Below are 25,295 nucleotides of genomic sequence, written 5' to 3' on the forward strand. Positions count from 1 at the left end.
ACTTCGCCGCGCATGTGTACAGAGCGGACCGAGGAGGTGGTCGATGACCCGGCGTACGGCCCCCCGCACGGTCCTCCTCGCCCTCGGTGAACTCCTCGGCTGGTGGGGGGTGCTGATACTGCTGTGGCTGGTGCTCATCACACCGGTCTACCTCCTGGAGTGGGTCGTCGGCGGGAGCTCGGCGGCCGTCGGGGCGCTGCTGGCACGGGCCGGCCGGCGGGCGGTGACCTGGCGGTGAACGGCTGGATCCTCGCGGCGACCGTCGAACTGGGCGGGGGAGGGGCGGCCGCCCTGTGGGGCGTCACCACCGGCCCGCCGGCCCGCCGGGTCGTCGCCCAGAACATGACCACCTCGGCCCTGTGCCCGGCCCTGCTGCTGCTCTCCCAGGGCTACGGCCGCCCGGCCTATGTCGACCTCGCCCTGCTGCTCGCCCTGCTCGGCCCGATCGGCACCCTCGTCTTCGCCCGCCTGCTCTCCGACGACCTGGAAGGGGAACGGCCGAGCGCCTGGGGACTGACCTGGAGTGCCGCCGCACTGAGCGCGGTGGTCGTGGCCGCCGTCTGCGCCGCCACCGGCCCCGGCCGCGCCATGGCGAAGCTCCTGGTCATCGGCGCCCTCCTGATCACCGGCAACGTCATCGCCTCACGCGCCCTGTCGGGCGGCTTCCGGGGGGTACGGGGTGGCTGACATGCACCGGGGCGAAGCCCAGGCGCGGACGACCGCGGGTGCGTTCGCACGGCGTCGCGTGGTGGCCGTGCGGGTGGTGGGCCGGCGGGGGCGCGGGGCGGCCGGAGCGCCTTTGGGACGGTCGCGGGGGTGCGCGGTGGCCCGTGTGCCTGCAGGGCGGTTGGGGTGCGGGGCGGCCGAAGCGGTCGGTCGGCTGTCGTGGGGCGGGATGGCTGACGTGCCCGCGGGGCGCCGGCGGGAGCGCGCCGCCTTCCTGGCGCTCGCGGGTTGGCTGCTGGGATGCCCGTGGCCCGAGGCGTGCGCGGGGTGGCAGCGGGTGTGCGCGGTGGCGGAGGCGCGGCAGGAACGGCCGCCGGGGTGCGTGCCGGCTCGTCCGCTCGCCGGGCGGGCGCCGGAGTGGGTGGCGGGCCCGGTACCCGCGCTCCGGCCGAAGGCCTACGCCGTGGCTGACGCACCGTCGGCAGGCGCGAGCGGAGGTGTGGCATGGACGATGCCGTGATCGTCGTGGCCCTGCTGCTGATGGCCGGGTCCGCCACCGCCGCCGTCGTCCAGCGCGACCCCGCACGGCAGGCCCTGGTGCTGTCCGTGCTCGGCTCCGTCCTCGCCGTGCTGTTCACCGTGCTCCAGGCCCCGGACGTCGGCCTGTCCCAGCTGGCCGTCGGCTCCGCGCTCACCCCGCTGCTGATCATGCTGAGCGTGCGCAAGGTCAGACGCCGCGGCCGCTCCGAGGACGGTGGTGCCAAGTGAGCCGGCTGCGGCTCGTCCTGCTGGCCGTCGGCGGCGCCGGCCTGGCCGCCCTGCTCGTCGCCGCCTGCCTCGACCTGCCCGGTTTCGGCGGCCCGAGCCATCCGTACGGCACCCGGGCCGTACACGCCTCCCTCACCCGGCACACCGCCAACACCATCGCCTTCGTCAACTTCGACCAGCGCGCCTACGACACCCTCGGCGAGATGAGCATCCTGTTCGCGGCCGTGCTCGGCTGTGTGGTGCTGCTGCGCCAGGCCCGTGACGAACACCGGGCCCGGCCGCAACCCGCCGAGGTGGCCCGTCCGGTGCGCCGCTACGCGCTGATCGTGCTGCCCGTCGCCCTGGTCACCGGCCTGTACGTCATCGCCCACGGCCAGCTCAGCCCCGGCGGCGGCTTCCAGGGCGGCGTCGTCGCCGCGACCGCCCTGCACCTGCTGTACCTCGGCGCCGACTACCGCGCCCTGGAACGCGTCCGCCCGCTCGCCGTCTACGAGACCTCCGACGCGCTCTCGGTCTCCTCCTACCTCGTGCTGGGCGTCGCCGGTGTCCTGGCCGGAACCGCGTTCCTGGCCAACACACTGCTGCCGTACGGCACCTTCAACACCCTGTCCTCCGGCGGCACCGTCCCCCTGCTGAACGCGGCCATCGGCATGGAGGTGGCGAGCGCGGTCGTCGTACTGCTCGCGAACTTCCTCGACCAGGCCGTCGAGATCGAGGAGGAGAACGGGAGTTGACCACCGTGATGCACGTCCTTCCCTACCTGGTCGCCGCCTACATCTTCCTGACCGGCTGCTACGGCCTCGCCACCAGCCGCAACCTCATCCACGCCGTCGGCTGTCTCGCGGTCTGCCAGTCCTCCACCTATGTGCTGCTGCTGGCGGTCGGCTACCGGGACGGCGCCACCGCACCCGTCTTCTCCGACATCAAGCCCGGCTCCCGGCCGGTGGTCGACCCGGTCGTGCAGGCGCTCACCCTCACCGACATCGTCGTCGGCGCCACCGCCACCGCGCTGCTGCTCGCCCTCGTCCTGCAGATCGCCAAGCGGCACGGCACGGTCGACCCCGACGAACTCCGGGAGCTGCGCGGCTGATGCACCATCTGCTCCCGCTGGTCGTCGCGATCCCCCTGCTCGGCGCCGCCGTGCTGGTGGCCACCGGCCGCCATCTGCCCCGCAGCGCCGCCGAGGTCATCGGCTTCGTGGTCTCCGGCGGCACGGCCGCCCTGGCGCTGGTGCTGCTGCTGAACTCCTCGCCGCCGATGGTCGAGTGGGTCGGCGCATGGCTGCCCGTCGACGGCGAGAGCGTCGGCATCGTCGTGGTCGGCGACGGCCCCTCGCTCGGCATGGCCGCGCTGGTCTCCCTGCTGACGCTCGCCGCACTCGCCTACTCCTGGCGCTATTTCGACGAACCGCCGCGCGGCCACCCCGGCGCCTTCACCGCACTCATGCTGGTGTTCCAGGGCGCCATGTGCGGGTTCGCCATCGCCGGCGACCTGTTCAACGCGTTCGTCTTCTTCGAGCTGATGAGCGTCACCGCGTACGCGCTCACCGGCTACCGCATCGACGACCCGAAGGCCGTACAGGGCGCGCTGACCTTCGGCATCGTCAACTCCCTCGGCGCCTACGCCATGTTGATGGGCATCGCCCTGCTGTACGCCCGCACCGGCGAGCTGGGCATGGCGAAGATCGGGCGCGGCCTCGACACGGCGGCCGGGCACGGCGGAGCGGACACCCTGGTCCTCGCCTCCTTCGTCCTCGTGCTGACCGGGCTGCTGGTGAAGGCGGCCGCCGTGCCCTTCCACTTCTGGCTCCCCGACGCCCACGCCGTCGCGCCCACCCCGGTCTGCATGCTGCTGTCCGGGGTGATGGTCGAACTCGGCGCCTACGGCGTCTGGCGGGTGTACGGCACCGTCTTCGCCGGACCCGGCGGCATCCCCGCCGCCGATCTGACCCGGGCCCTGGTGACGCTCGGCGCGCTCACGGCCGCGACCGGTGCCGTCATGTGCTGGTACCAGCGGCACATCAAGCGCCTCCTGGCCTACTCCACCATCGCCCACACGGGCCTGTTCCTCGTGGGCATCGGCGTCCTCATCCCGCAGGGCGACGACGGGGTGGCCCTCTACATCCTCGGGCACGCCGGAGTGAAGGCCGCGCTGTTCGCCTGCGCGGGCGTCCTCCTCGACCGGTACGGCTGCCTCGACGAGCACACGCTGCACGGCCGGGCCCGTGAACTGCGCGCGACCGCGGTGATGTTCGCCGTGGGCGGCCTCGGCCTCGCGGGCCTGCCCCCGTTCGGTACGGGGCTCGGCAAGGCGGTCACCGAGGAGGCGGTCGGCGGCCCGCTCACCGTGGTGTACGTGGCCGCCTCCGCGATCACCGCCGGCGCCGTGCTGCGGGTCACCGCACGGGTGTTCCTCGGCCTCGGGCCGCGCCCGGAGGAGGCCGACGCCGACCTGGAGACCAGCGGATCCGAGGAGGAGCCGGAGACGACCGGACCGTTGCGCCGGATCCCGGACACCATGACGACGGTCCCCGCCGTGCTCCTCGCCGCCGCGTGCGCCGTCGGAGCGGTGCCCGGGTTCGGCGACGTGGTGGCCCGTGCCGTCAACGAGGCCGGATCGGGCGGCGCCCAGGCCTCGGCGCAGTGGACGGCGCACGGCGTCCTGCTGGACCTGCTCTCCGCCGGGCTGGCCGTGGGCCTCGCCGGCCTCGCGGTGACCCGGCCGCACTGGACCGCCGCCCCCGACTGGTCGCGGCCCCTGCGCCGGCTGCAGTCCGGCCATGTCGGCGACTACGTGGCCTGGCTGCTGGTGGGCGCCACGGTGCTGGGCGCACTGGCTCTCCCGGCGGTGCTCGGCGGCTGACCGGCACCTGTGAGAGAGCTGTCGGATGGCTGTGTACAGCGGAATCCAGTCGCGGGTAAGGAAGCGCTTTTCCGCTGCAAATTCCATCTTGTGTGATTAAAGAAATGCCCCGGGTGTGGTGAGATTTTCCTTGAAGGGCGCCGTCACGGCGTGGTGGAGGCGCGCGGTTGACGAAGACTGCTGCGCATGGCCACGAACGTCCTCGACGCAACCGCGTCCCCCGGTGCCGCCCGTCGCGCCCCCTGGCGATCACCGGCGGACGAGCCCGCGTACGCGCGCCCGGTGCTGCTGCTGCTCACCGTGCTCGCCGCCGTTCTCTACTGCTGGGGCATCGACCACAGCCAATACCACACGTTCTATGCGAGCGCCGCCCGCAGCATGACCGAGAGCTGGAAGGCGTTCTTCTACGGCTCTTTCGACCCCGGGAATTCCATCACGCTCGACAAATTGCCGGGATTCCTGTGGCCGCAGGCGCTCTCCGCGAGGCTTTTCGGATTCCATCCGTGGGCGCTGGTCCTGCCCCAGGTTCTGGAGGGAGTGGCCAGTCTGCTCGTCCTGCACCGCCTGGTGCGCCGCTGGGCGGGGGTGAACGCGGCGCTGATCGCCTGCACGGCCTTCCTGGTGACCCCCGTGGCGGTCGGGTTGTTCCGCACCGCGGTCGAGGACCCCGCGTTCACGCTGTGCCTGCTGCTGGCGGCCGAGGCCACCGGGCGCGCCGCCCGGGACGGCCGGCTGCGCCCGCTGCTGGCCGCCGGGGTCTGGGTCGGCCTCGGCTTCCAGGCCAAGATGCTGGAGGCGTGGGCCGTACTGCCGGCGCTCGCCCTGGTCCACCTGCTGTCGGCACCCCTCACGCTGCGGCGGCGCCTGCTGCACCTCGGTGTGTCGGCCCTGGTGACGACCGCCGTGTCGGTGTCGTGGATGCTCGCCGTCACCCTCACCCCGGCCGAGGACCGGCCGTACGTGGATGGCACCACCAACAACTCCGCGTTCAGCATGGTGGTCGGCTACAACTTCCTGAACCGCTTCTCCTCGCTCGGCATCAGCGCGGCCTCCACGGGCAGCGTGAGCGCGACCCAGGGTGGCGCAGGCGGCCGCGCCGGTGTCCGGCCGGCACTCGGCGGCGCGGGCGGCCCGGGCGCCGGGCCGGTCCGGGACGCGGGTGGACCCGCGGCCACCCCGGCCACGGCCGCAGCGGGGACCGGCCGACGGGGCGCCGGCGGGTTCGGCGGCGGCCAGAACGGCTGGTCGAAGATGTTCGGTACGGCGCTGGCCTCCCAGACCGGCTGGTTCTACCCGTTCGCCGCCGTGGCCGCGGTCTGCGGACTGCTGTGGTGCCGGGGGCGCCCGCGCACCGACCGGCTGCGCGCCGGATACGTCCTGTGGACCACCTGGCTCGCTGTGTACTTCCTGGTCTTCAGCGCCGGCAGCGTCGGCGGCCACACGTACTACATGGGCGTGATCGCGGTACCCCTCGCCGCGCTCACCGGTGCCGGCAGCGTGCTGATGTGGCGCGCCCACCGGGCCGGCGGCCGCCGCGCCCGGGCCCTGCCGGTCGCGGTCACGGCGACGGCGGCCTGGAGCGCGTACATCGCGGGCCGGTTCCCGTCGTTCCTGCCCTGGCTGGCCCCCGCGGTGGCCGTGCTCGGCATCGCCGCCGGGGTGCTGCTCGTCCTGGTGCGGCCCGGTCGGCCGCGCGCCGCAGGCCGCCTCGCGCTCGCCGGGCCGGCCGCCGCCCTGGCCGCCCTGCTCCTCGCGCCGAGCGCATGGGCCGTCCAGGTCTTCAACCCGAGCTACCGCATGTCCCGCATGGGCGCGGTCGGGCCGTCGGCCATGAGCCGCGGCCTCCAGGCGGCGCGCTCGGGGCCCGGGCGGTTCGGCCCGGCGGCCTGGCCCGGCGGCCGGACGTTCGGGCAGCCGGCCGGCGCCGGCGTGCGCGGCACTGGCCGGACCGGAACCGGCGCTCGGGGCGGTTTCGGCGGCGCCCAAAGCAGTGGCGCACTGACCGCGGACCAGCGCCGGCTGCTCGACTACGCCCGCGCCCACCAGGGCTCCGCCGCCTATGTGTTCGCCGCCGGCAGCTGGAGCACCGCCTCGCCGTACATCCTGGCGGCCGGCGCCCACGTCCTGCCGCTCGGCGGCTTCAGCGGCCGTGTGCCGTCCCCCACGCAGAGGGGGTTCCGGCGACTGGTCGACGCCGGCGAGGTGCGGTACGTGCTGCTGGGCGGCGGCCGCGCCATGGGCTCCGGCTCCGCCCGCACCCCGACGACGGCCGCCGCGCGGATCACCACCTGGGTGCGGTCCGCCTGCACGGAGGTGCCGCCCTCGGCCTACGGCGGGACGACCCCCTCCGGCGACGCGCGGACGGCCGGCGCCCAGAGGCTCTACCAGTGCGGCCCCAGTCGGTAGCATGATCCCGGTCCTGCAGTGATCAGGCGAGGAGCGGATCGTGCGAGACATCGCCGTCTTCAGCGGCAACGCCCATCCCGACCTGGCCCGCGAGGTCTGCGCCCACCTCGGCGTGCCGCTCAGCCCCACCCGGATAAGCCGGTTCGCCAACGACTGTCTGGGGGTGCAGCTCCAGGCCAACTGCCGGGAGCGGGACGTCTTCCTGATCCAGCCGCTGGTCCGGCCGGTGCAGGAGCACCTGGTGGAGCTGCTGCTGATGTGCGACGCCGCCCGGGGCGCCTCCGCGGCCCGGATCACCGTCGTCATGCCGCACTACTCCTACGCCCGCTCCGACAAGAAGGACGCGCCGCGCATCTCGATCGGCGGCAGGCTGGTCGCCGATCTGCTCGTGGCGGCCGGCGCCGGCCGGGTGCTCGCCATGACCCTGCACTCCCCGCAGGTGCACGGCTTCTTCTCGGTGCCGGTCGACCACCTGAACGCGCTGCGCGAACTCGCCGCGCACTTCCGGCAGTACGACCTGAGCCGCACCACGGTCGTCTCGCCGGACCTCGGCAACGCCAAGGAGGCCGCCGCCTTCGCCCGGCTGATCGGGGCTCCGGTGGCGGCCGGCGCCAAACAGCGGTTCGCGGAGGACCGGGTGAGCATCAGCTCCGTCATCGGCGATGTCACCGGCCGGGACGTCATCGTCCTGGACGACGAGATCGCCAAGGGCAGTACCGTGCTGGAACTCCTGGACCGCCTCCGGGAGTTGGGCGCGCGGACGATCCGGGTGGCGTGCACCCACGGGCTGTTCGCGGCGGGTGCGCTGAAGCGGCTGAGCGAACAGCCGGACGTACTGGAGATCGTCTGCACCAACACCGTGCCGCTCCCCATGGAGGAGGAGCACACCGACAAGCTGCGGGTGCTCTCCATCGCCCCGGCCCTCGCCGAGGCCGTACGGCGCATCCACAACGGCGAGTCGGTCAGCGCCCTGTTCGAGCAGTCCTAGCGCGCCCGGGCAGGTCAGCCCGGGTCCTGCGGTGACCCGGCTCAGAGCGAGCCGGACGCGGCCTCGGACCGGGCCACGGCCGCGTCCAGGCTCGGGTGCGGGGGCAGCAAGCGGGACAGGCCGGTGACCCGGAAGACCCGCAGGGTCAGCGGATGCGTGCACACCACGTGCACCTGCCCGCCGCCGTCCAGCACCCGGGTGCGGGCCCGGTACAGCAGCCGCAGCCCCGAGCAGTCGAAGAACTCCACCGACCGCAGGTCGATGACGACCCGTGCCCCGGGCCGGCCGGTGACCCGGTCCAGGACCGGGCCGACCTCGGTCGCCGAGAGCAGGTCGATCTCGCCCCGCAGCTCCAGCACCGTGTGCGCCCGGTGTTCGTACACGCGGAGGTGACGGGTGAGTGGTGCAGGCTCGTCTCGCACGACGGCATCACCTCCCACCCGCTCCCGGACGATGGTCTCCCGATCGTCAAGTTACCCTCGATGGAAGGAATTTGAGCATGTTCGATTGACATATGTCTTCGAGTTTGGGGCGTGTCGCCCGGTAACCCCGCTCCGCCGACCGGGAGATGACGGCTCAGTCGACCAGAAGGACCAGCTTCCCCGCCGTCCGTCCGGTGTCGCCCACTTCATGCGCCTTCGCCGCCTCGGCCAGCGGGAACGTCCCGGCGATGGTCGCCTTCAGCTTCCCGGACTCCACCAGTTCCGCGACCTTCTCCATCCCGGCCCGGTCGGCGTCCACCAGCATGCGCACCGCCCGTACGCCGCGCCGCTCGGCCTCGTCGTGGAACTCCCGTGAACCCACGGGCAGGATCGACACCACGACACCGCCCGGCCGCAGCACCTTCAGCGACTCGACGGAGGTGTCACCGCCGAGCGTGTCCAGGACCACGTCGACGTCCCGCACCGCCTCGGTGACGTCGGTCGTCCGGTAGTCGACCGGCTCGTCCACGCCGATCTCCCGCAGGAAGTCGTGCTTGCCCGCGCTGGCCGTGCCGATCACATACGCGCCGCGCGCCTTGGCGATCTGCACGGCCACATGGCCGACGCCGCCGGCCGCGGCGTGGATCAGCACCCGCTGTCCGGGCCGGACGTCCGCGTGCTCGGTCAGCGCCTGCCAGGCGGTCAGGGACACCAGCGGCAGCGCGCCCGCCTGGGTGTGGTCGATTCCGGCCGGCTTGTGCGTCAGGGCGCGGACCGGGGCGATCACGTACTCGGCGTGCGAGCCGTGTCCGTAGGGGTAGGGCAGCATGCCGAAGACCTCGTCGCCGGGGGCGAAGGCGGCCACGCCGATCCCGGTCTCAGCGACCTCGCCGGAGACGTCCCAGCCGAGGACGAACGGCGGCTCGCCCAGGAAGCCGCCGGTGGCCCGGTGCTTCCAGTCGGTGGGGTTGACCCCGGCCGCCCGGACCCGGACCAGGACCTGGTTGGGGCCCGGCTTCGGCCGCTCCACCCGTACTTCCTTCAGGACCTCGGGGCCGCCGAGGACGTCCTGGCTGATGGCTCGCATCGTGTTCACATCGCTCATGGTCACCCAGCCTGCCGGGCGCCGCCCGTCCGGGAAATGGCATGATTGCCAAGCTTCGATAGGATCGTGCCATGCCCGACATGCAGCTGCGCACCCGGCGCCCGGAGCGGGTGGTCGTCCTCGCCCTCGACGGCGTCTACCCCTTCGAGCTGGGCATCCCCAGCCGCATCCTCGGTGCCGCCGACGGCCACTACGAGGTGCTGACCTGCACGGTCGACGGCCGTCCGGTGCGTACCAACGCCGACTTCACCATCGGTGTGGCACACGGCCCGGAGATCCTCCGGACGGCGGACACCGTGGTGGTCACCTCGATGCCGCCCGCCTACATCCCCGCCGAGCTGCCGGACGAGGTCGCCGCGGCCCTCGCCCGCATCCACCCGGACGCCCGGATCGTCTCGATCTGCACGGCGGCGTTCGTGCTCGCCGAGGCCGGCCTCCTCGACGGCCGGCGGGCGACCACGCACTGGCAGGTAGCCGACCTTTTCCGCCGCCGCTACCCGAAGGTCGACCTCGACCCGGACGTCCTCTTCGTCGACGACGGCCGCATCCTCACCTCCGCCGGGGCCGCCTCCGGCGTGGACATCTGCCTGCACATCGTCCGCACCGACCACGGCAGCGAGCTGGCCAACTCCGTCGCCCGCCGCTGTGTCGTGCCGCCGTTCCGGGACGGCGGGCAGGCCCAGTACATCGAGCAGCCGGTCCCCGTCAGCGGCGCGGCGAGCACGGCCGCGACCCGTGCCTGGGCCCTGGAGCGCCTGGACGAGCCGCTCACCCTGTCCGACCTCGCCGGCCACGCCCGGATGAGCCTGCGCACCTTCGCCCGCCGCTTCAGCGACGAGGTCGGCCTCAGCCCGGGCCGCTGGCTGATCCAGCAGCGCGTCGCCCGCGCCCGGCACCTGCTGGAGTCCAGCGACCTGCCGGTGGACCGGATCGCCGCCGAGGTCGGCTTCGCCACCGGCGCCTCGCTGCGCCAGCACCTGCACGCGGCGATCGGGGTGTCCCCGCAGGCGTACCGGCGGACGTTCCAGCGGACCCGCTGAACGTTCGGGCCCGCGCCGGCGTCGAAGAACCGGATGATGGCACCGAGGCAGGGGGTGGGCATGCGCAGAGGACTGGTGGCGGTGACGGTACTGGCGGCCGTGGCGGCGGCGGGGTGCGACGACGGCACCGGTCCGGACCGGGTGGTGAAGGGGACCCCTCCGGCCTCTGCGTACCGCGGTCCGCTGGACGTGCCCACCAAGGAGCTCGACGCCGGCGGCCCGCGCGCCCTGCGCCTGGCCTCCGGTGCCGCCGGCCGGGCGCTGGAGTGCGACGGCGAGATCTACGAGGGCTCGGGACCCGACGGATGGACCGCGTCCGAGGGGGGTGACTCGCCCGAGGCGGGGCTCGACCTGTACTTCGACATGTTCCAGCCGGACCTGCCCGACCGCGGTTACCGGGTGGAGCGCAGGGAGAAGGACCGGGTCCTGTACTCCTTCGACGTGGACGGCCGGACCAAGGTGGCGGTCGTGGTGGCCAAGGACCAGAAGGACCGGCCGGGTTGGGGCCCGGAGACGAGTGCCTCCTGCGACCCGGCCGAACTCCCGGCGAGGTTCACGCAAGACCGGGAGATCTGGACGGACCGCGCGGGCAGGAGGGTGCCGGTGAGCCGGCTCACCAGCTCGCCCGGCCCCGAACACTGCGGCTGGCAGTCCGCCCACTTCCTCGAGCTGCACGGTGTGGCCTACGCCCGCGACCCCGAGGGCGTGCTCGGCACAGGCCTGCTCACCGCGCCGTACCGCGCCCACGTCCGCGTCCCCGCCGGCGCCCACGACACCGGATACCGCTACCGCGACTGGCGGCTGTGGCTCACGGACGACAAGGCGACCGCCTACGTCCGCACCCCCGACGGGGTCGAGGCCTGGCCCCGGCTGAAGCACGGCGTCGGCTGCAAGTGAGCCGTCACCCGGCCCCGTACATCCGCTGCCCGCCCACATAGGTGAGTGCCACGGCCGTCTCCGCGATCGCCTGCGGCGGCCCGGCGAACGGATCGCGGTCCAGCACCACCAGATCGGCCAGCGCCCCGACGGCCACCCGGCCGGTGTCGTCCAGATGGTTCACGTACGCGGACCCGGCCGTGTACGCCGTCAGCGCGTCCGCGAGGCCGAGCCGCTCCTCAGGCAGGAACACCGGGCCGCTGCCGCCCGGCTCGACCCGGTTGACCGCGACATGGACGCCCTGGAGGGGATCGGGGCTGCTCACCGGCCAGTCGCTGCCGGCCGCGAGCCGCGCCCCCGAGCGCAGCAGCGCGCCGAACGGATACTGCCAGGCGGCCCGTTCGGGCCCGAGGAAGGGGATCGTCAGCTCGTCCATCTGCGGCTCGTGCGCGGCCCACAGCGGCTGGATGTTCGCGGTGGCGTCGAGCCGGGCGAAGCGGGGCACGTCGTCCGGATGCACGACCTGGAGGTGCGCGAGATGCGGCCGGGTGTCGCTCGGCCCGTTGGCGGCGCGGGCCGCCTCGATCGCGTCCAGCGCGTCCCGTACGGCCCGGTCGCCCAGCGCGTGGAAGTGGCACTGGAAGCCGAGGGCGTCCAACTGGGTGACGTACTTGGGCAGTTGTCCCGGATCGATGAAGCTCTTGCCGTGGTTGGCGGTCGCGCACCCGCACCGGTCGAGATAGGGGTCCAGCAACGCGGCCGTACCGTTCTCGGCGACCCCGTCCAGCATCAGCTTCACCGTGCCCGCCCGGAACCGGCCGTGGCTCATGGCGGCGCGCTTCTCGACGAGCTCGGGGATCTGCTCGGCCCCGCGTTCCCGGTCCCACCACAGCGCGCCCCGCACCCGCGCGGTGAGCGAGCCGTCCCGCGCCGCCGTGAGATAGGCCGCGGCCGGGTCGTCCATGCCGAGGAAGTCGCCGACCAGCGCGTCCTGCCAGGCGGTGATGCCGAGCGCGTGCAGACGGCGCTGGGCGTGCAGCAGCGCGGCCAGCCGGTCGGCCGGTGTGGCGGGCGGGGTGAGCCGGCCGACCAGCTGCATCGCGCCTTCCTGGAGCGTGCCGCTCGGTTCCCCGGAGGCGTCCCGCTCGATCCGCCCGTCGGCCGGGTCGGGCGTGTCCCGGCCGATGCCGGCCAGCTGAAGCGCCCGGCTGTTGACCCAGGCGCCGTGGTGGTCCCGGTTGGGCAGATACACCGGCCGGTCCGGTACCACCGCGTCCAGCAGCTCCTTCGTCGGCGTGCCGCCCGCGAACGCCTCCATCGACCAGCCGCCGCCCAGGATCCACTCCCGCTCCGGATGGGCCTCGGCGTATGCGCGTACGGCGGCCACGGTCTCCTCGGCCGTCGCCCGGCCCGACAGATCGCACTGGGCCAGTTCCACACCCGCCGGCACCGGATGGACGTGCGCGTCCTGGAAGCCGGGCAGCAGCAGCCGTCCGGCGAGGTCGACCACGTCCGTGGCCGGCCCGGCGAGGTCGCGCAGCTCGTCGTGCCCGACGGCGGTGATCCGGTCCCCGGTGACGGCCACGGCGGTCGCCGTACGGCCGCCGGGGGTGAGGACGGGGCCGCCGGTGAAGAGGAGATCAGCGTGCATGATGCCTTTCCTGACAGGTCAGTTGGAGGTGGTGAGCAGTTCGGGCGCGTCGGCGTCGGTGCCGGCCCCGGTGCGGAAGTACGGCGACCTGCGCACCCACTTGGCCCACGCGGCCACCGCGAACCCGGACCCGATCATGGCGAGGGGCATCAGCAGCAGGAACCAGCCGTTGTCCGCGCGGAGTTCGAGATGGTCGGCGGAGGTGTAGAAGGACCAGCAGAGATAGCCGCCGAGGCCCAGCAGGGCCAGCGCGCTGAGGGTGGGCAGCAGCACCGCCCGGACGCCGTGGCGCCAGTCATCCCGCAGCAGGGAGCGGAACCGTACGGCGGCCGCCAGCGCGGTGAGCGCGTAGGACAGGGCGACGACGATGCCGACGGCGTTCACGATCGCGTCGATCATGTCGGCCAGCCGCGGGATCACCAGCGCGCCCGCCGCCACGACGACGGCCAGCGCCCCGATGAGCAGCGTCCCGGCCGCCGGAGTCCCGTACCGGCTGCTGACCTTGGACCACACCGGCCCGAGGGTACGGTCCCGGCTCATCGCGAACATCCCGCGCGCCGTGGGGATGACCCCGGCCTGGAGCGAGGCCACCGCCGAGAACATCAGGGCGACGAGCGGCAGCGCGGCCAGCGGCCGGTCTGCCAGCCGGTCGCCGTAGTACGCGAGCCCCTGCGCGCCGTGACCGGCCAACTCCGCCTGCGACAGCACCCGTTGGAAGGCGACCGAGCCGAGCAGGAACAGCCCGAGCATCGTCACCAGGGTGATGGTCCCGGCCCGTGAGGCGTCGCGGGGGTCGCGCACCTCCTCGTTCACGGTGAACGCCGCCTCGAACCCCCAGTAGCAGAACACCGACAGCAGCAGGCCCTGCGCCAGCGCGGTCGCCGAGGGGATCGCGAACGGGTCGAACCAGGAGAGGCTGAAGGAGTGCGGCCCGGTGACGATGCCGTAGCCGCAGAACCCCAGCAGCACCACGTACTCGAAGACCAGCAGCCCGGTCTGCAGCCGGGCCGCCGTGCGCACACCGGTCACGGCGGTCAGGGTCACGGCGGCCAGGACGACGACCCCCAGCGCCGTCGTCTGCGCGGTCGAGCCCGGATCGAGGGCGAGGGATCCGATCCGGTGCAGCCCGGCCTCAGCGGCGAGCTGCAGCAGCGCCGAACCGGTCACCGCCGTCGTGTAGGCGAGGAACGCCACGCTCGCCACGAAGTTCACCCAGCCGACCATGAAGCCGAGCCAGGGACTGAGCGAACGGCCCACCCACACATAGCCGTTGCCGGCGTTCGGCTCCACCCGGTTCAGCCGCGAGTAGGCCCCGGCGATGCCGAGGACCGGAAGGAACGCCAGCAGCATGATGGCCGGCAGATGCGGGCCGACCACGGCGGCGGTGACCCCGAGGCCGATGCCGATGCTGGTTGTGGCGGCCGTGCTGGAGGCGGCGACGGCCACGCCGTCCACCACGCTCAGGGACTTGCGCAGCTCGGGCCGCGCGGGGGGATCCACTCCGAAGGGTCTGTCGCTCATGGCCGGTTCTCCGCTCGCACCGCGGGGCCCCGGACGGCCCCGGTGAGCGGACATGAAACTGCCGGAGGACTTCACAGGTCAACGATGTTGTCGTAAGGTGCCGGGCACACCCCAGGGAGGCCCTCATGACCGACCGTGTCGTCCCGGCCGCCGCCCGGCAGCGCCGCCGCCCCACCAAACAGGGCGTGGTTCTGTCCGAGGAGCTGATCGTGGAGACCGCGCTGCGGCTGATCGAGGAGCACGGCGCCGACGCGCTCTCCGTGCGCCGCCTCGGCCGGGCCCTCGGCGCCGATCCCAGCTCGCTCTACCGGTACTTCCGGCACACCGACGACCTGATGCTGGCCATCGCCGACGAGCTGATCGGCCGTACCCTGCGCACCTGGCGGCCGACCGGTGACTGGGTGGCCGACCTGCGCGATCTGGGCCTGCGCATGCACGCCGGCGCCCTCGCGCAGCCCCGGGCGGCGATGCTCAGCGCCCACCGCGTCACCGGACGCGCCCATGAGATCCAGGCCGTGGAGAGCATCCTCGGCGTACTGCGCCGGGCGGGGTTCCCGGATCCGGAGGCGGTCCGGATCTACCACGCGTTCGTCGACCAGGCCCTCGCCTTCGGCGCCCTGGACTCCGCGGGCACCGCCCTGCCGCGGACCGCGCGCGAGGCGGAGGCGGAGGTCTGGCGCAGCACCTACGGCCGGCTGCCCGCCGGCACCCACCCGCACATCGCGGCCACCGCCCCCCATCTCGTCGCCACCATGCGCTCCAGCTCCTACCCGGCCGCCCTCGAACTGCTCCTGACGGCCGCCCGGACACGCCTCGATCACATTCGTGCGGGGAGCGGGGGCTGACGGCCACACTGGACGGGATCCGCATCCCGAGGAGGCCGTACGCCATGACCCCACCGCCCGCCCGCACCGCCGCAGAGCGCATGAAGGACACCCTCCACCGGCTGGAGAACGACGTCGACGTGTGGGTCGCCACCGCCGGCCCCGAGGGCGCCGCCCCCTACCTCGTGCCGCTGTCCTTCGTGTGGGACGGCGCCACGGTGCTGATCGCCACCCCGGCCGAGAGCCCCACCGGCCGCAACCTCGTCGCCACCGGCCGGGCCCGGCTCGGCTTCGGTCCGACACGGGACGTCGTCATGATCGAGGGCACCGTCCAGTCGTGGACCCCGGAGGACTTCCCCGAGGAGGACGCGGAGGTCTTCGCCGGCAAGACGGGCTTCGACCCCCGCCAACTCTCCACCCGCTACCTGTACTTCAGGGTCCTGCCGCAACGCGTCCAGGCGTGGCGCGAGGCGAACGAGCTGAGCGGGCGGGAGTTGATGAGCGAAGGGGAGTGGCTGCTCGGCGACTGACCGGCCACCAGGAAACCCGCGGCCGCGCACGGCCCGCCCCTGCGGCGGGTGGCGCGGCTCAGTCCCCGGCCCCCTCCTTGGACGCCACCGGCCAAACCCCCGTCGACCGGGCGATGGCCTTCGCGCCCGTACGATTCACCGCACTGCGCACCACAGCGAAGATCGCCCCCTGCACCGCCGCCGCCAACAGGATCTCCCCCCATCCCCGGTCCTGGTCCAGCGCGTCCGGCGCGTCCTCCTCGTGCCGGAGCGCCGTCCACGCCTTCCGGAAGGCGACACCGGCCAGCGCGCCGCTCGCCCAGCTGAGCACGAAACCGATCGGCTGGTAGACGAAGGGAAGCTTGTTCTTCTTCTTTGTCCTGGCCATGTGTGACTTGTTCCTCGCTTGGCGGCCCTCATGCGGGCCGTCCCTCGGGGGCCACCCGTTCGCCGGGCGGCACCGGCCCCGGCGGCGTACCGTCCCCGAACGGCCGGCCGCCGAGCTCCTCGCGGTGGTGCGGAGTCAGCCAGCCGGCGAGATCGGGGCCGAGCGGCACGATGCCGGTGGGGTTGATGCCGGTGTGCACCTGGTAGTAGTGCCGCTTGATGTGGTCGAAGTCGACGGTGTCACCGAACCCGGGCGTCTGGAACAGATCCCGGGCGTACGCCCACAGCACCGGGTTCTCCGTCAGCTTCCAGCGGTTGCACTTGAAGTGGCCGTGGTAGACGGCGTCGAACCGGACCAGTGTCGTGAACAGCCGGATGTCCGCTTCCGTGAGGGTGTCGCCGACCAGATACCGCTGTTCGGCCAGCCGGCCGGCGAGCAGTTCCAGCCGCCGGAAGACGCCCGCGCACGCCTCCTCGTACTCCTTCTGGTGCGTGGCGAACCCGGCCCGGTACACGCCGTTGTTCACGTCCTCGTACACCTCGGCCATCACCTGGTCGATCTCCTCGCGCCGGCCGGCCGGGTACAGGTCGGGCGCGCCGGGGCGGTGCAGGGCCGTCCACTCGGTGGCCAGGTCCAGGGTGAGCCGCTGGTAGTCGTTGGTGACCAGTCGTCCGCTGGGGACGTCCACGACCGCGGGCACGCTGACCCCGCCCGGGTAACCGGTCTCGCGCCGGTCGTAGGCCTCGCTCAGGAACCGGATGCCGAGCACCGGGTCGCGGCCGTCCGGGTCCAGGGTGAACCGCCAGCTGCGGTCGTCCTGGACCGGATCCGCAACCGCCATCGACAGCGCGTCCTCCAGGCCCAGCAGCCGGCGCGCGATCACCGCCCGGCTCGCCCACGGACAGGCGCGCGAGACCACCAGCCGGTAACGGCCCTCCCGCACCGGCCAGCCGTCCCGGCCGTCGGCGGTGATCCGGTCCGCGAAGTGGCTCCTGGACCGGGTGAACGTCTTGTGGCCGTAGGCGCGGTTGCCGTCGTCGCCGTCCATGTCTCCTCCTCGGCGCCCGGTGCTCCTCGGGCAACGCGTTCCCCGTTTTCCGCCGCCCGCACGGTGTGATCCGCCCGCTCGCGGGCAGTCGGCGTTGAGTGAACGGGACATCATCCGAGGGAGAGCGGAGCGGTGAGCAGGGCCGTGGGGCGCCCGGGCCGGGCTCCGGGTCCGACCGGCACACCAAGGTCACCGTCCTGGTCGCGCTCGCTGCCAACCTGGTGATCGCCGTCGCCAAGGCCGTCGGCGGTGTCCTCGCCGGCTCCCCCGCGCTGCTGTCCGAGGCCGCGCACTCCGTCGCCGACAGCTGCAACGAGGTGTTCCTGCTGACCGCGCTGCGCCGCAGCCGCCGCCCCGCGGACCGACAGCATCCCTTCGGCTACGGCAAGGAACGCTTCTTCTGGTCCCTCCTCGCCGCCGTCGGCATCTTCGTCATGGGCGGCTGCTTCTCCTTCTTCCAGGGCTTCGAGGCGCTGAGCCAGGGCACCGAGGAGAAGTTCAGCGGCTATGTGGCGGGCCTGATCGTGCTGGGCGTGGCCCTCGTCGCCGAGGGCGCCTCGCTGCTGCGGGCCCTGCACCAGGTGCGTCGGCAGGGCGGCGGCCTGGCCTCGCTGAGCGATCCGGCGCTGCGCACGGTGGTCGCCGAGGACGGCACGGCGGTGCTCGGCGTGACGCTCGCCCTCGCCGGGATGGGTCTGCACATGGTGACCGGGCAGGTCGTCTGGGAGGCGTCCGCCTCGCTGGCGATCGGCGTCCTGCTGGTCTACGTCGCCTACCGGCTCGGCCGTGACGCCCGCGACCAGCTCATCGGGGAGGCCGCCGACCCGGAACTGAGCGGCAGGATCCGCTCGCTGCTGCGGGCACAGCCGGAGATCGACAGCGTGGAGGCGCTGTTCACGATGAAGACGGGCCTGGACTCAACCCTGGTGGCCGCGCGCATCGACCTGGTGCCGGGTCTGGAGAGCGAGCAGGTGGAGGAGGTCGCCGTACGCATCAAGCGTTCGCTGGCCCGGACGTTCCCCGAGGCCGACCAGATCTTCCTGGACGTGACCGACCGGCCGGCGGGCGAGGCACGAGAGAGCCCCGCCGCGACGGGGGAACGCGGCGGGGCCTGACGCACGAGTGCCCGCTGTGGGACGGGCTCACACCTCCCCGGCGCGGATTCTTCCGAATCCCGCCGGTACGCGGCGCGAATCGGCTCTCGTCACCCCTCGTCGACGGGCTCCAGCACGAAGACCGGGATCTCCCGCAAGGTCTTCTTCTGGTAGTCGGCGTACGGCGGGTAGGCGGCCACGGCCCGCTCCCACCACCGGGCCTTCTCCTCGCCGGTGACCTCACGGGCCCTCATGTCCTGCTTGACCGGCCCGTCCTGCAGCTCGACATGCGGATCCGAGGTGATGTTGAAGTACCACACCGGGTGCTTGGGCGCGCCGCCCTGCGAGGCGACCAGCGCGTAGGCCCCCTCGTGCTCCACCCGCATCAACGGCGTCTTGCGGATCTTTCCGCTCTTCGCCCCCCGGCTGGTCAGCACCACGACCGGCAGCCCCGTGTCCAGGAGCGTGGTGCCCTTCGTCCCGCCGGAACTCTCGTACAGTTCGACCTGCTCGCGCACCCACTGCGTCGGGCTGGGTTCGTACTCACCCTCAAGAGGCATGGGATCCGTCCCCTTCGTCGGTCCAACGGCTGTCTGCCACCGGCATTCAACACCCGCGGCCCCGCGAATCATCCGTACCGCGGTCCGGTGGCGCCGACGGTGACCTCCGGCTGCCGCGCGGTTGGCCAGGGCGCCCGAGCGTGCGGGGTGGTCCGGTCGTACGGCACCATGTGGAGGAGGACGGTCTCGCCGTCGCGCATGCCTCCGCCTCCTCCGGCGAGGGCGGTCGGCTTCCGGGACCGGCGGACCGCGTGCCGCTCTCCCGGCCGGAATCCATCCCTCCGGCCACTCGTCTTCGGCCAGATCACCCGGATCGCCGAACTGGCCGAACTTGCAGTCGACCCATAGGTGCCCGGGGCATCTAATGAAGATCGGCACGACGCACTACTTCGTCTGCGAGGTCTTCCATGACGGAACTGACGGACCCCACCGGCCCGGCGAACCCGGCCGCCGTCGCCTTCCCGCAGGACCGCACCTGCCCCTACCACCCACCCACCGGATACGAGCCGCTGCGCGACGGGCCGGCCCTGTCCCGCGTCACCCTCTTCGACGGCCGCGAGGTCTGGGCGGTCACCGCCCACGCCACCGCCCGCGCCCTGCTCGCCGACCCCCGCCTGTCCAGCGACCGCCGCCATCCGGGCTTCCCGATCCCCGCGAAGCGGTTCGCAGGCGTCCGCGACCGCCGGGTGGCCCTGCTCGGCCTGGACGATCCCGAACACCAGCGCCAGCGGCGGATGATGATCCCGTCGTTCACCGTCAAACGCGCGGCCGAGCTGCGGCCGTGGATCCAGCGGACCGTGGACGGGCTGCTGGACGCGATGATCGCGCAGGGGCCGCCCGCCGATCTGGTCTCCGACTTCGCACTGCCGGTGCCGTCGATGGTGATCTGCGGCCTGCTCGGAGTGCCGTACTCCGACCACGAGTTCTTCGAGGAGCAGTCGCGCAGGCTGCTGCGCGGCCCGCGGGCGGACGACTCCATGGACGCCCGCGCACGCCTGGAGGACTACCTCGGCGCCCTGATCGACGACAGGGCGAAGCAGGCGGAGCCCGGCGACGGAATCCTCGACGACCTCGTCCACCACCAGCTGCGCGACGGCACGCTGGACCGCGCCGAAGTCGTGTCGCTGGCCCTCATCCTGCTGGTCGCGGGCCATGAGACGACCGCGAACATGATCTCCCTCGGCACCTTCACCCTGCTCCAGCACCCCGACCGGCTGGCCGAGTTGCGCGCCGACCCGGCGCTGCTGCCCGCCGCCGTGGAGGAGCTGATGCGGATGCTGTCCATCGCGGACGGCATGGCGCGGGTGGCGCTGGAGGACATCGACGTCGACGGCACCACCATCCGGGCCGGCGAGGGCGTGCTCTTCTCGACCTCGGTGATCAACCGCGATCCGGCCCTCTACGACGACCCCGACGCCCTGGACTTCCATCGCCCCACCCGCCACCACGTGGCGTTCGGCTTCGGCATCCACCAGTGCCTGGGCCAGAACCTGGCCCGCACGGAGCTGGAGATCGCCCTGGGCGGCTTGCTGGCCCGGCTGCCGGGGCTGCGGCTGGCCGCCCCGGCCGAGGAGATCCCCTTCAAACGCGGCGACACGATCCAGGGGATGCTGGAACTCCCCGTGACCTGGTAAGAGGCTCTGCTCATGCACATCGACATCGACAAGGACGTCTGTATCGGCGCGGGTCAGTGCGCGCTGACGGCACCCGGCGTCTTCACCCAGGACGACGACGGCTACAGCACCGTGCTGCCCGGCCGGGAGGACGGCGCGGGCGACCCGATGGTCCGGGAGGCCGCCCGCGCCTGCCCGGTGAGCGCGATCAGGCTGTCCTCCTAGCACGGCCGGGCCCGCCCGGGCTGGCGGCCGCCACCAGGGCCCGTGCCGCCTCGCGGGCCTCGGCCGCCGGCCGGGCGGTCCCCGTGATGCCGGCCGTCACCATCGCGCCCTCCGCGAGCAGGAAGAGCGGTCCGGTGAGCGCGGCGGGCAGTCCGGCGTCCGCCACGAGCGAGGCGAGGTAGTCCCGGAACGCCTCCTTGTGGGCGCGCACCTGCTCGGCGACCAGGGCGGAGGTGGCGCCCAGCTCGCCGTAGGCGTTGATCCAGGCGCAGCCGCGGAAGCCGTCCTCGCCGAACCAACCGGCGAGCCAGTCGAACACGGCCGGGATCCGCTCGAGCGGGTCCCGCTGCCGTGCCACGTGCGCGGCGAGGCGTCCGCGCCAGCGCTCGTCCCGCCGGGCCAGATACGCCGCGACGAGCTGCTCCTTGGCGGGGAAGAGCTGGTAGAGCCGCTTGAGCGAGACACCCGACGCGCCGCGCAGTTCGTCCATGCCCACGGACTGCACTCCCCGGGCGTAGAACAGCTCCTCGGCGGCGTCGAGCACCCTGTCCCGGGCGGCCGCGCTGTCCATCGGCGACACCATTGACTCCTCGGGCTCCTCGGCGAGGTCGTTGACGTGTTCCCCGGCGCGCTCCTTGACGGAGAACGCGCGTTCTCCTACGGTAGCAGCCAGCCCGAGAACGCTCGTTCTCCGGTTCTGCCCGAGCCCAGGAGGAGACCATGGCCGACCGTCCGCCACTGCCGCCGTTCACCCGCGAGACCGCCGCGCAGAAGGTCCAGGCCGCCGAGGACGCCTGGAACACCCGCGACCCGCACAAGGTGGCGCTCGCCTACTCCGAGGACTCGGTCTGGCGCAACCGCGACACCTTCGTCTCCGGCCGCGCCGGGATCGTCGCGTTCCTGACCGCCAAATGGGAGCGCGAGCTGGACTACGCGCTGCGCAAGGACCTGTGGGCCTTCGACGGCAACCGCATCGCCGTCCGCTTCCAGTACGAGTCCCACGACACCGACGGCCAGTGGTGGCGCTCCTACGGTAATGAACTGTGGGAGTTCGACGAGCACGGCCTGATGACCCGGCGGGAGGCCAGCATCAACGACGTACGGATCCAGGAGAAGGAGCGCCGCATCCACGGCCCGCGCCCCGAGGCCGAGCGGGGGCAGTCCTTCCCGCTTCAGTAGTGTTCCCGGATGACCGAACAGGCCGAGAAACCCTTCCTCTACGTCGTCGTCTGCGCGGCCGGGATCGCCGCGGGCGTCAGCAAGCTGATCGGCGCCGCCCAGGAACGGGACTGGGAGGTCGGCGTCATCGCCACACCGGTCGCCATGGGCGGGTTCTTCGACAGCGCGGCCGTGGAGGCGCAGACCGGCCGCCCCGTCAGATCGGCCTGGCGCACGCTGGCCGCCCCCCGCCCCTTCCCGCCGCCGGACGCCGTCGTGGTGGCACCCGCCACCTTCAACACCGTCAACAAGTGGGCGGCCGGCATCGCCGACACCCTCGCGCTCGGCACCCTGTGCGAGGCCGCGGGCCTGGGCATACCGATCGCCGTCCTGCCCTGCGTGGCCGACGCGCTGGCCGCCCACCCCGCCTACCGGGACAGCCTGGAACGGCTGCGCGGGATGGGCGTCCGCTTCGGCGACCCGTACACCGGTGAACCCCGGCCGGACGGCGGCCGGCCGGACTTCGCCTGGGAACGGGCGCTGGAACTGCTCCAGGGGCGCTAGCGGCAGGTCAGCGTCGGCCCCGCCAGCATGTTCCCGGTGAACATGTCCTGACCCTTCGGCACCCAGTAGCCGAGCTTCGAGACCACCGTGGAGCACTTCGACCCGAGCGTGAAGCGCACCGTGAGCTTCTCCGGGTGGCCGGGCTGCAGCTCGGTCACCGTGCAGTCCAGGGAGTGCGCCAGCCGGGTCTTGGCCGGGTACCGCCCCACCAGCGGGTTGACGCAGCGCTTGTCGACCGTGCCGATCCGCAGGCCGGTGCCCTCCTGGCCGATCATCCCCAGCCGCGCGTTGCCGTCGCCCTCGTCACGGTCCCGGCGGATCGTGTACGTCACGGTGGTCGTGGCGTTGCGGCGCAGCTCGGTCCGGTCGACGGTGACGGAGTGTGTCGGCTTGGCCTTGGGTGCGGTCAGCGACACGGTGCCCTGCACGGTGCCCTTCAGGTCGACCCCCGCGGGCGTCGACCGCACGCGCACGGTGGCGCTGATGTCGTAGGTGCCCGGACCCGGGTACAGGCCCGAGCCGGGCAGCGCTCCCGTGCCGAGGGTCTTGCCGGACCGGGCGGCCTTCCAGGTGCCCTCGGTGCGGCAGGCGTAGCGGACCCGGACGCCGGCGATCCGGCAGGTGGCCGGGGCCGTGATGTTGAACCTGGGGGCGCCCGTGTCCGCGCACAGGCTGACGTCGGCCCGCTCACCGTGCGGGCCGCGCAGGGTGCCCGCGGCCGAGCACAGGGTCGCCGGGGTCTCGGGCGCCGGCGCGGCGGCGCGCGAGGCCCCGACGGGCGCCCGCCCGGCGGCGGACTGCGCGCAGGCCGTCGTGACGAGGGCCAGCGGCAGCAGCATCGCTCCGGCCAGGGTTCTCATAGTGGTGGGACGCATCGGCACCGCGTTTCCTCCGGGCGGCCGAGACCGGCCGGACGCCGGTCGTCTGCGCCGAGGATGAGCCGACAGTATGACCATCCGCCGACTCCCACGCCGGGTGGTCACCTGGGGGCAGCAACATGTTGGCCCGGCTGGAGTTCACCGGACCTCGCGGACGTACTCCTTGCTCCCCGGAGTGGACACGTCACGGTCCCGCCGGACGATGCTCAGCCGGTCGCCCCAGTGGGCGAGCGCCGAGCGCAACCCGGCATCGGTGTACTCGACGTCCACCACCCGGTCCTCGAACGCCTTGGCGAACACCCCGCACTCGTCGTACTGCCCGCACTCCTCCGTCACCGCGAAGTCCAGCCCGGCCCGCGCCCGGACACCGGCCAGGTCGGCGGTGTTCTTCTGCGCGACGGCCAGGTGCCGGGCGTGCGCGTGCCGGGACAGCAGGGCCATGAAGGTGGTCGCGTCGGCCGCGGTGAGCAGGCGGTGGGAGCGGGTGTAGCTGTCGTAGTTGTCCGGCTCGACGGCGTCGAAGCCCTTCTGCGCACAGCCGTCGGTCCACTCGTTCACCCGCTCGGCCACCCGCTCCCGCTTGGCCGGCGTGCGGAGGTCGAGCAGGGCCTCGTTCCAGTCCGCGTCGACGACGACCCTGCCCCGCGCGTCGCGCAGCAGCAGGTCGGCAGGCCAGGAGGAGCGCTCTTCGGGCTGGGCCTGGAAGGCGTTGACGTAGCAGATGTTGTACAGGCCGGGCGCGGGGGAGTCGGAGCGGTCGCGGCTGACGATCCGTACGCCCTTCGGCGGGGGGTAGGCGCCGCCGATCTGGTAGTCGAACCCGGCGTGGCGCGGGGGCAGCCGTACCGCGGCGGGCTGCGGCGAGCCGCGCCGCTCCTCGCCGCCGGATCCGCCCGAGGAGCCGGAGGGACCGCCGGAGGCGCAGCCGGCCGACGCCGAGAGGGCGAGGATCAGGGCCGCTGTCAAGGCGCCCGCGGTCCTTCGGGAGCGCGCGGCGCGGGAAACACCCTTGGGGGGCACGTCCGCTCCATCCTGCCCACGCCGGACGGCGCGGTGCGTGGCAGGATCACATCGCCCGCGCGCTTCGCTCGTCAAGCCGGTGCCGGGCCACGCCGTAGGCTCGTGGGTGACCATCGTCCCGAAGGCAGGAGCAGCAACGATGCAGTACGTGAAGCTCGGTTCGACGGGCCTGGACGTCTCGCGGATCTGTCTGGGCTGCATGACCTACGGCCTGCCCGACCGCGGCGTCCACGAGTGGACCCTCGACGAGGAGGCGTCCCGCCCGCTCATCCGGCAGGCGCTGGAGGCGGGCGTCAACTTCTTCGACACCGCGAACGTCTACTCCGACGGCACCAGCGAGGAGATCGTCGGCAAGGCACTGCGCGACTTCGCGAACCGCGACGAGATCGTGCTGGCCACCAAGGTGCACGGCCGGATGCGGCCGGCCCCCAACGGCGCCGGTCTGTCGCGCAAGAACATCATGACGGAGATCGACCACAGCCTGCGCCGCCTCGGCACCGACCACGTCGACCTCTACCAGATCCACCGCTACGACCACGCGACCCCCGCCGAGGAGACGATGGAGGCGCTGCACGACCTGGTCAAGGCGGGCAAGGTCCGCTACATCGGGGCGAGTTCGATGTACGCCTGGGAGTTCTCCAAGCTGCAGTACACGGCGGAGCGGCACGGCTGGACGAAGTTCGTGTCCATGCAGAACCACTACAACCTGCTCTACCGCGAGGAGGAGCGGGAGATGCTGCCGCTCTGCGCGGACCAGGGCGTCGGCGTGCTGCCGTGGAGCCCGCTCGCCCGGGGCCGGCTCACCCGCGACTGGGGCACGGTCACCGAGCGCAGCGCCAACGACAACTTCGGCAGCCGCCTGTACCTGGAGAGCGACCGCTCGATCGTCGAGGCCGTCACCCGCATCGCGAACGACCGCGGTGTGCCCCGCGCCCGGGTGGCCCTCGCCTGGCTCCTGCACCAGGACACGGTGGCGGCACCGATCGTCGGCGCCGCCAGGCCCCAGCACATCGAGGACGCGGTGGCCGCCGTGGAACTGGAGCTGACCGAGAAGGAGATCGAGGAGCTGGAGCAGCCCTACACGCCGCGTGCGATCAGCGGCCACTGAG

General features: G+C 72.9%; 29 protein-coding genes. 18 read left to right on the plus strand and 11 right to left on the minus strand.

Translation table 11 applies throughout. The features are described from left to right. Positions 1-43: 43 nt before the first annotated feature. The 8 genes from ACIBJF_RS15225 to ACIBJF_RS15260 all read left to right on the plus strand — a co-directional run bounded on the left by ACIBJF_RS15225 (position 44) and on the right by ACIBJF_RS15260 (position 7,690). Positions 44-238, plus strand: coding sequence for a hypothetical protein (locus ACIBJF_RS15225; protein WP_399174168.1), 195 nt, complete (start codon positions 44-46; stop codon positions 236-238). Further along, positions 235-687 (plus strand): MrpF/PhaF family protein, encoded by a 453-nt coding sequence (locus ACIBJF_RS15230; RefSeq protein WP_399174169.1) that lies wholly within the window; start codon positions 235-237, stop codon positions 685-687. The genes ACIBJF_RS15225 and ACIBJF_RS15230 overlap by 4 nt, the downstream gene beginning before the upstream one ends. Positions 688-1,170: 483 nt before the next feature. Then, entirely contained in the window at positions 1,171-1,434 is a 264-nt protein-coding gene (locus tag ACIBJF_RS15235) for a hydrogenase subunit MbhD domain-containing protein (RefSeq protein WP_365324943.1), read from the plus strand. Continuing rightward, a complete protein-coding gene (locus ACIBJF_RS15240; RefSeq protein WP_399174170.1) occupies positions 1,431-2,168 on the plus strand; it encodes an MnhB domain-containing protein in 738 nt (245 codons plus the stop codon). Before ACIBJF_RS15235 ends, ACIBJF_RS15240 begins: the two co-directional genes overlap by 4 nt. Positions 2,169-2,176: 8 nt before the next feature. After that, complete coding sequence (locus ACIBJF_RS15245; RefSeq protein ID WP_399174260.1) at positions 2,177-2,524, plus strand: sodium:proton antiporter; 348 nt, start codon at positions 2,177-2,179, stop codon at positions 2,522-2,524. Next, a complete protein-coding gene (locus ACIBJF_RS15250) occupies positions 2,524-4,296 on the plus strand; it encodes a complex I subunit 5 family protein (protein ID WP_399174171.1) in 1,773 nt (590 codons plus the stop codon). The genes ACIBJF_RS15245 and ACIBJF_RS15250 overlap by 1 nt, the downstream gene beginning before the upstream one ends. A 186-nt stretch (positions 4,297-4,482) precedes the next feature. Then, a complete protein-coding gene (locus tag ACIBJF_RS15255) occupies positions 4,483-6,702 on the plus strand; it encodes an ArnT family glycosyltransferase (protein WP_399174172.1) in 2,220 nt (739 codons plus the stop codon). Positions 6,703-6,742: 40 nt separating this feature from the next. Then, on the plus strand, positions 6,743-7,690 hold the full coding sequence (locus ACIBJF_RS15260) for a ribose-phosphate diphosphokinase (protein WP_399174173.1): 948 nt from the start codon (positions 6,743-6,745) through the stop codon (positions 7,688-7,690). 41 nt (positions 7,691-7,731) lie between these two features. On the opposite strand, the gene ACIBJF_RS15265 is transcribed toward ACIBJF_RS15260, so the two are convergent. Together ACIBJF_RS15265 and ACIBJF_RS15270 are read right to left on the minus strand one after the other, a co-directional pair. Then, on the minus strand, positions 7,732-8,112 hold the full coding sequence (locus ACIBJF_RS15265) for an anti-sigma factor antagonist (RefSeq protein ID WP_399174174.1): 381 nt from the start codon (positions 8,110-8,112) through the stop codon (positions 7,732-7,734). A 154-nt stretch (positions 8,113-8,266) separates the two neighbouring features. After that, positions 8,267-9,217, minus strand: coding sequence for an NADP-dependent oxidoreductase (locus ACIBJF_RS15270; protein ID WP_399174175.1), 951 nt, complete (start codon positions 9,215-9,217; stop codon positions 8,267-8,269). A gap of 71 nt (positions 9,218-9,288) precedes the next feature. On the opposite strand from ACIBJF_RS15270, the gene ACIBJF_RS15275 reads away from it, so the two are divergent. Both ACIBJF_RS15275 and ACIBJF_RS15280 read left to right on the plus strand, forming a co-directional pair. Next, positions 9,289-10,257 carry a GlxA family transcriptional regulator gene (locus ACIBJF_RS15275; RefSeq protein WP_399174176.1) on the plus strand — a complete coding sequence of 323 codons (969 nt, stop codon included), beginning with the start codon at positions 9,289-9,291 and terminating at the stop codon, positions 10,255-10,257. A 60-nt stretch (positions 10,258-10,317) separates the two neighbouring features. Further along, positions 10,318-11,154, plus strand: coding sequence for a hypothetical protein (locus ACIBJF_RS15280; RefSeq protein WP_399174177.1), 837 nt, complete (start codon positions 10,318-10,320; stop codon positions 11,152-11,154). A gap of 4 nt (positions 11,155-11,158) precedes the next feature. Here ACIBJF_RS15280 and ACIBJF_RS15285 read toward each other — a convergent pair whose 3' ends face one another. Both ACIBJF_RS15285 and ACIBJF_RS15290 read right to left on the minus strand, forming a co-directional pair. Then, on the minus strand, positions 11,159-12,784 hold the full coding sequence (locus ACIBJF_RS15285; protein WP_399174178.1) for an amidohydrolase: 1,626 nt from the start codon (positions 12,782-12,784) through the stop codon (positions 11,159-11,161). Between the two features lie 18 nt (positions 12,785-12,802). Then, complete coding sequence (locus tag ACIBJF_RS15290) at positions 12,803-14,305, minus strand: APC family permease (RefSeq protein WP_399174179.1); 1,503 nt, start codon at positions 14,303-14,305, stop codon at positions 12,803-12,805. A 125-nt stretch (positions 14,306-14,430) separates the two neighbouring features. Here ACIBJF_RS15290 and ACIBJF_RS15295 point away from each other — a divergent pair, with 125 nt between their 5' ends. After that, complete coding sequence (locus ACIBJF_RS15295) at positions 14,431-15,150, plus strand: TetR/AcrR family transcriptional regulator (protein ID WP_399174180.1); 720 nt, start codon at positions 14,431-14,433, stop codon at positions 15,148-15,150. Positions 15,151-15,194: 44 nt separating this feature from the next. After that, the gene (locus ACIBJF_RS15300; protein WP_399174181.1) at positions 15,195-15,659 is read left to right on the plus strand and encodes a pyridoxamine 5'-phosphate oxidase family protein; all 465 of its coding nucleotides are present in this window, start codon (positions 15,195-15,197) and stop codon (positions 15,657-15,659) included. 58 nt (positions 15,660-15,717) lie between these two features. Here the strand turns inward: ACIBJF_RS15300 and ACIBJF_RS15305 are convergent, their stop codons facing one another. Continuing rightward, a complete protein-coding gene (locus ACIBJF_RS15305; protein WP_399174182.1) occupies positions 15,718-16,026 on the minus strand; it encodes a DUF4235 domain-containing protein in 309 nt (102 codons plus the stop codon). Positions 16,027-16,054: 28 nt separating this feature from the next. After that, positions 16,055-17,074 (minus strand): glutathione S-transferase family protein, encoded by a 1,020-nt coding sequence (locus ACIBJF_RS15310; protein WP_399174183.1) that lies wholly within the window; start codon positions 17,072-17,074, stop codon positions 16,055-16,057. Between the two features lie 98 nt (positions 17,075-17,172). Between ACIBJF_RS15310 and ACIBJF_RS15315 the strand changes: the two genes are divergently transcribed. Next, positions 17,173-18,189, plus strand: a complete 1,017-nt coding sequence (locus ACIBJF_RS15315; RefSeq protein ID WP_399174184.1) for a cation diffusion facilitator family transporter — start codon at positions 17,173-17,175, stop codon at positions 18,187-18,189. Positions 18,190-18,278: 89 nt separating this feature from the next. Here ACIBJF_RS15315 and ACIBJF_RS15320 read toward each other — a convergent pair whose 3' ends face one another. Next, positions 18,279-18,728, minus strand: coding sequence for a nitroreductase family deazaflavin-dependent oxidoreductase (locus tag ACIBJF_RS15320; protein ID WP_399174185.1), 450 nt, complete (start codon positions 18,726-18,728; stop codon positions 18,279-18,281). A gap of 68 nt (positions 18,729-18,796) precedes the next feature. Then, a complete protein-coding gene (locus tag ACIBJF_RS15325; RefSeq protein ID WP_399174186.1) occupies positions 18,797-18,928 on the minus strand; it encodes a hypothetical protein in 132 nt (43 codons plus the stop codon). Between the two features lie 207 nt (positions 18,929-19,135). Here ACIBJF_RS15325 and ACIBJF_RS15330 point away from each other — a divergent pair, with 207 nt between their 5' ends. Then, positions 19,136-20,362, plus strand: a complete 1,227-nt coding sequence (locus ACIBJF_RS15330) for a cytochrome P450 (protein ID WP_399174187.1) — start codon at positions 19,136-19,138, stop codon at positions 20,360-20,362. A gap of 12 nt (positions 20,363-20,374) precedes the next feature. Beyond that, on the plus strand, positions 20,375-20,566 hold the full coding sequence (locus tag ACIBJF_RS15335) for a ferredoxin (protein ID WP_365324976.1): 192 nt from the start codon (positions 20,375-20,377) through the stop codon (positions 20,564-20,566). Here the strand turns inward: ACIBJF_RS15335 and ACIBJF_RS15340 are convergent. Further along, the gene (locus ACIBJF_RS15340; RefSeq protein WP_399174188.1) at positions 20,550-21,137 is read right to left on the minus strand and encodes a TetR/AcrR family transcriptional regulator; all 588 of its coding nucleotides are present in this window, start codon (positions 21,135-21,137) and stop codon (positions 20,550-20,552) included. The genes ACIBJF_RS15335 and ACIBJF_RS15340 overlap by 17 nt on opposite strands. A 149-nt stretch (positions 21,138-21,286) precedes the next feature. On the opposite strand from ACIBJF_RS15340, the gene ACIBJF_RS15345 reads away from it, so the two are divergent. Both ACIBJF_RS15345 and ACIBJF_RS15350 read left to right on the plus strand, forming a co-directional pair. Then, a complete protein-coding gene (locus tag ACIBJF_RS15345; protein ID WP_399174189.1) occupies positions 21,287-21,745 on the plus strand; it encodes a nuclear transport factor 2 family protein in 459 nt (152 codons plus the stop codon). 9 nt (positions 21,746-21,754) lie between these two features. Next, positions 21,755-22,288: a flavoprotein gene (locus ACIBJF_RS15350; RefSeq protein WP_399174190.1), complete on the plus strand. Its 534-nt coding sequence runs from the start codon at positions 21,755-21,757 to the stop codon at positions 22,286-22,288. On the opposite strand, the gene ACIBJF_RS15355 is transcribed toward ACIBJF_RS15350, so the two are convergent. Together ACIBJF_RS15355 and ACIBJF_RS15360 are read right to left on the minus strand one after the other, a co-directional pair. Then, positions 22,285-23,163, minus strand: coding sequence for a hypothetical protein (locus tag ACIBJF_RS15355; RefSeq protein WP_399174191.1), 879 nt, complete (start codon positions 23,161-23,163; stop codon positions 22,285-22,287). The two genes, ACIBJF_RS15350 and ACIBJF_RS15355, sit on opposite strands and share 4 nt — an antisense overlap. A gap of 141 nt (positions 23,164-23,304) precedes the next feature. Continuing rightward, on the minus strand, positions 23,305-24,132 hold the full coding sequence (locus ACIBJF_RS15360) for an endo alpha-1,4 polygalactosaminidase (RefSeq protein WP_399174192.1): 828 nt from the start codon (positions 24,130-24,132) through the stop codon (positions 23,305-23,307). A gap of 193 nt (positions 24,133-24,325) precedes the next feature. Between ACIBJF_RS15360 and ACIBJF_RS15365 the strand changes: the two genes are divergently transcribed. Next, positions 24,326-25,294 carry an aldo/keto reductase gene (locus ACIBJF_RS15365; protein ID WP_399174193.1) on the plus strand — a complete coding sequence of 323 codons (969 nt, stop codon included), beginning with the start codon at positions 24,326-24,328 and terminating at the stop codon, positions 25,292-25,294. The last annotated feature ends 1 nt before the right edge of the window (position 25,295 follow it).

This window comes from Streptomyces sp. NPDC050743 (assembly GCF_044456925.1).
In the GTDB taxonomy this organism is placed as follows: Bacteria; Actinomycetota; Actinomycetes; order Streptomycetales; family Streptomycetaceae; genus Streptomyces.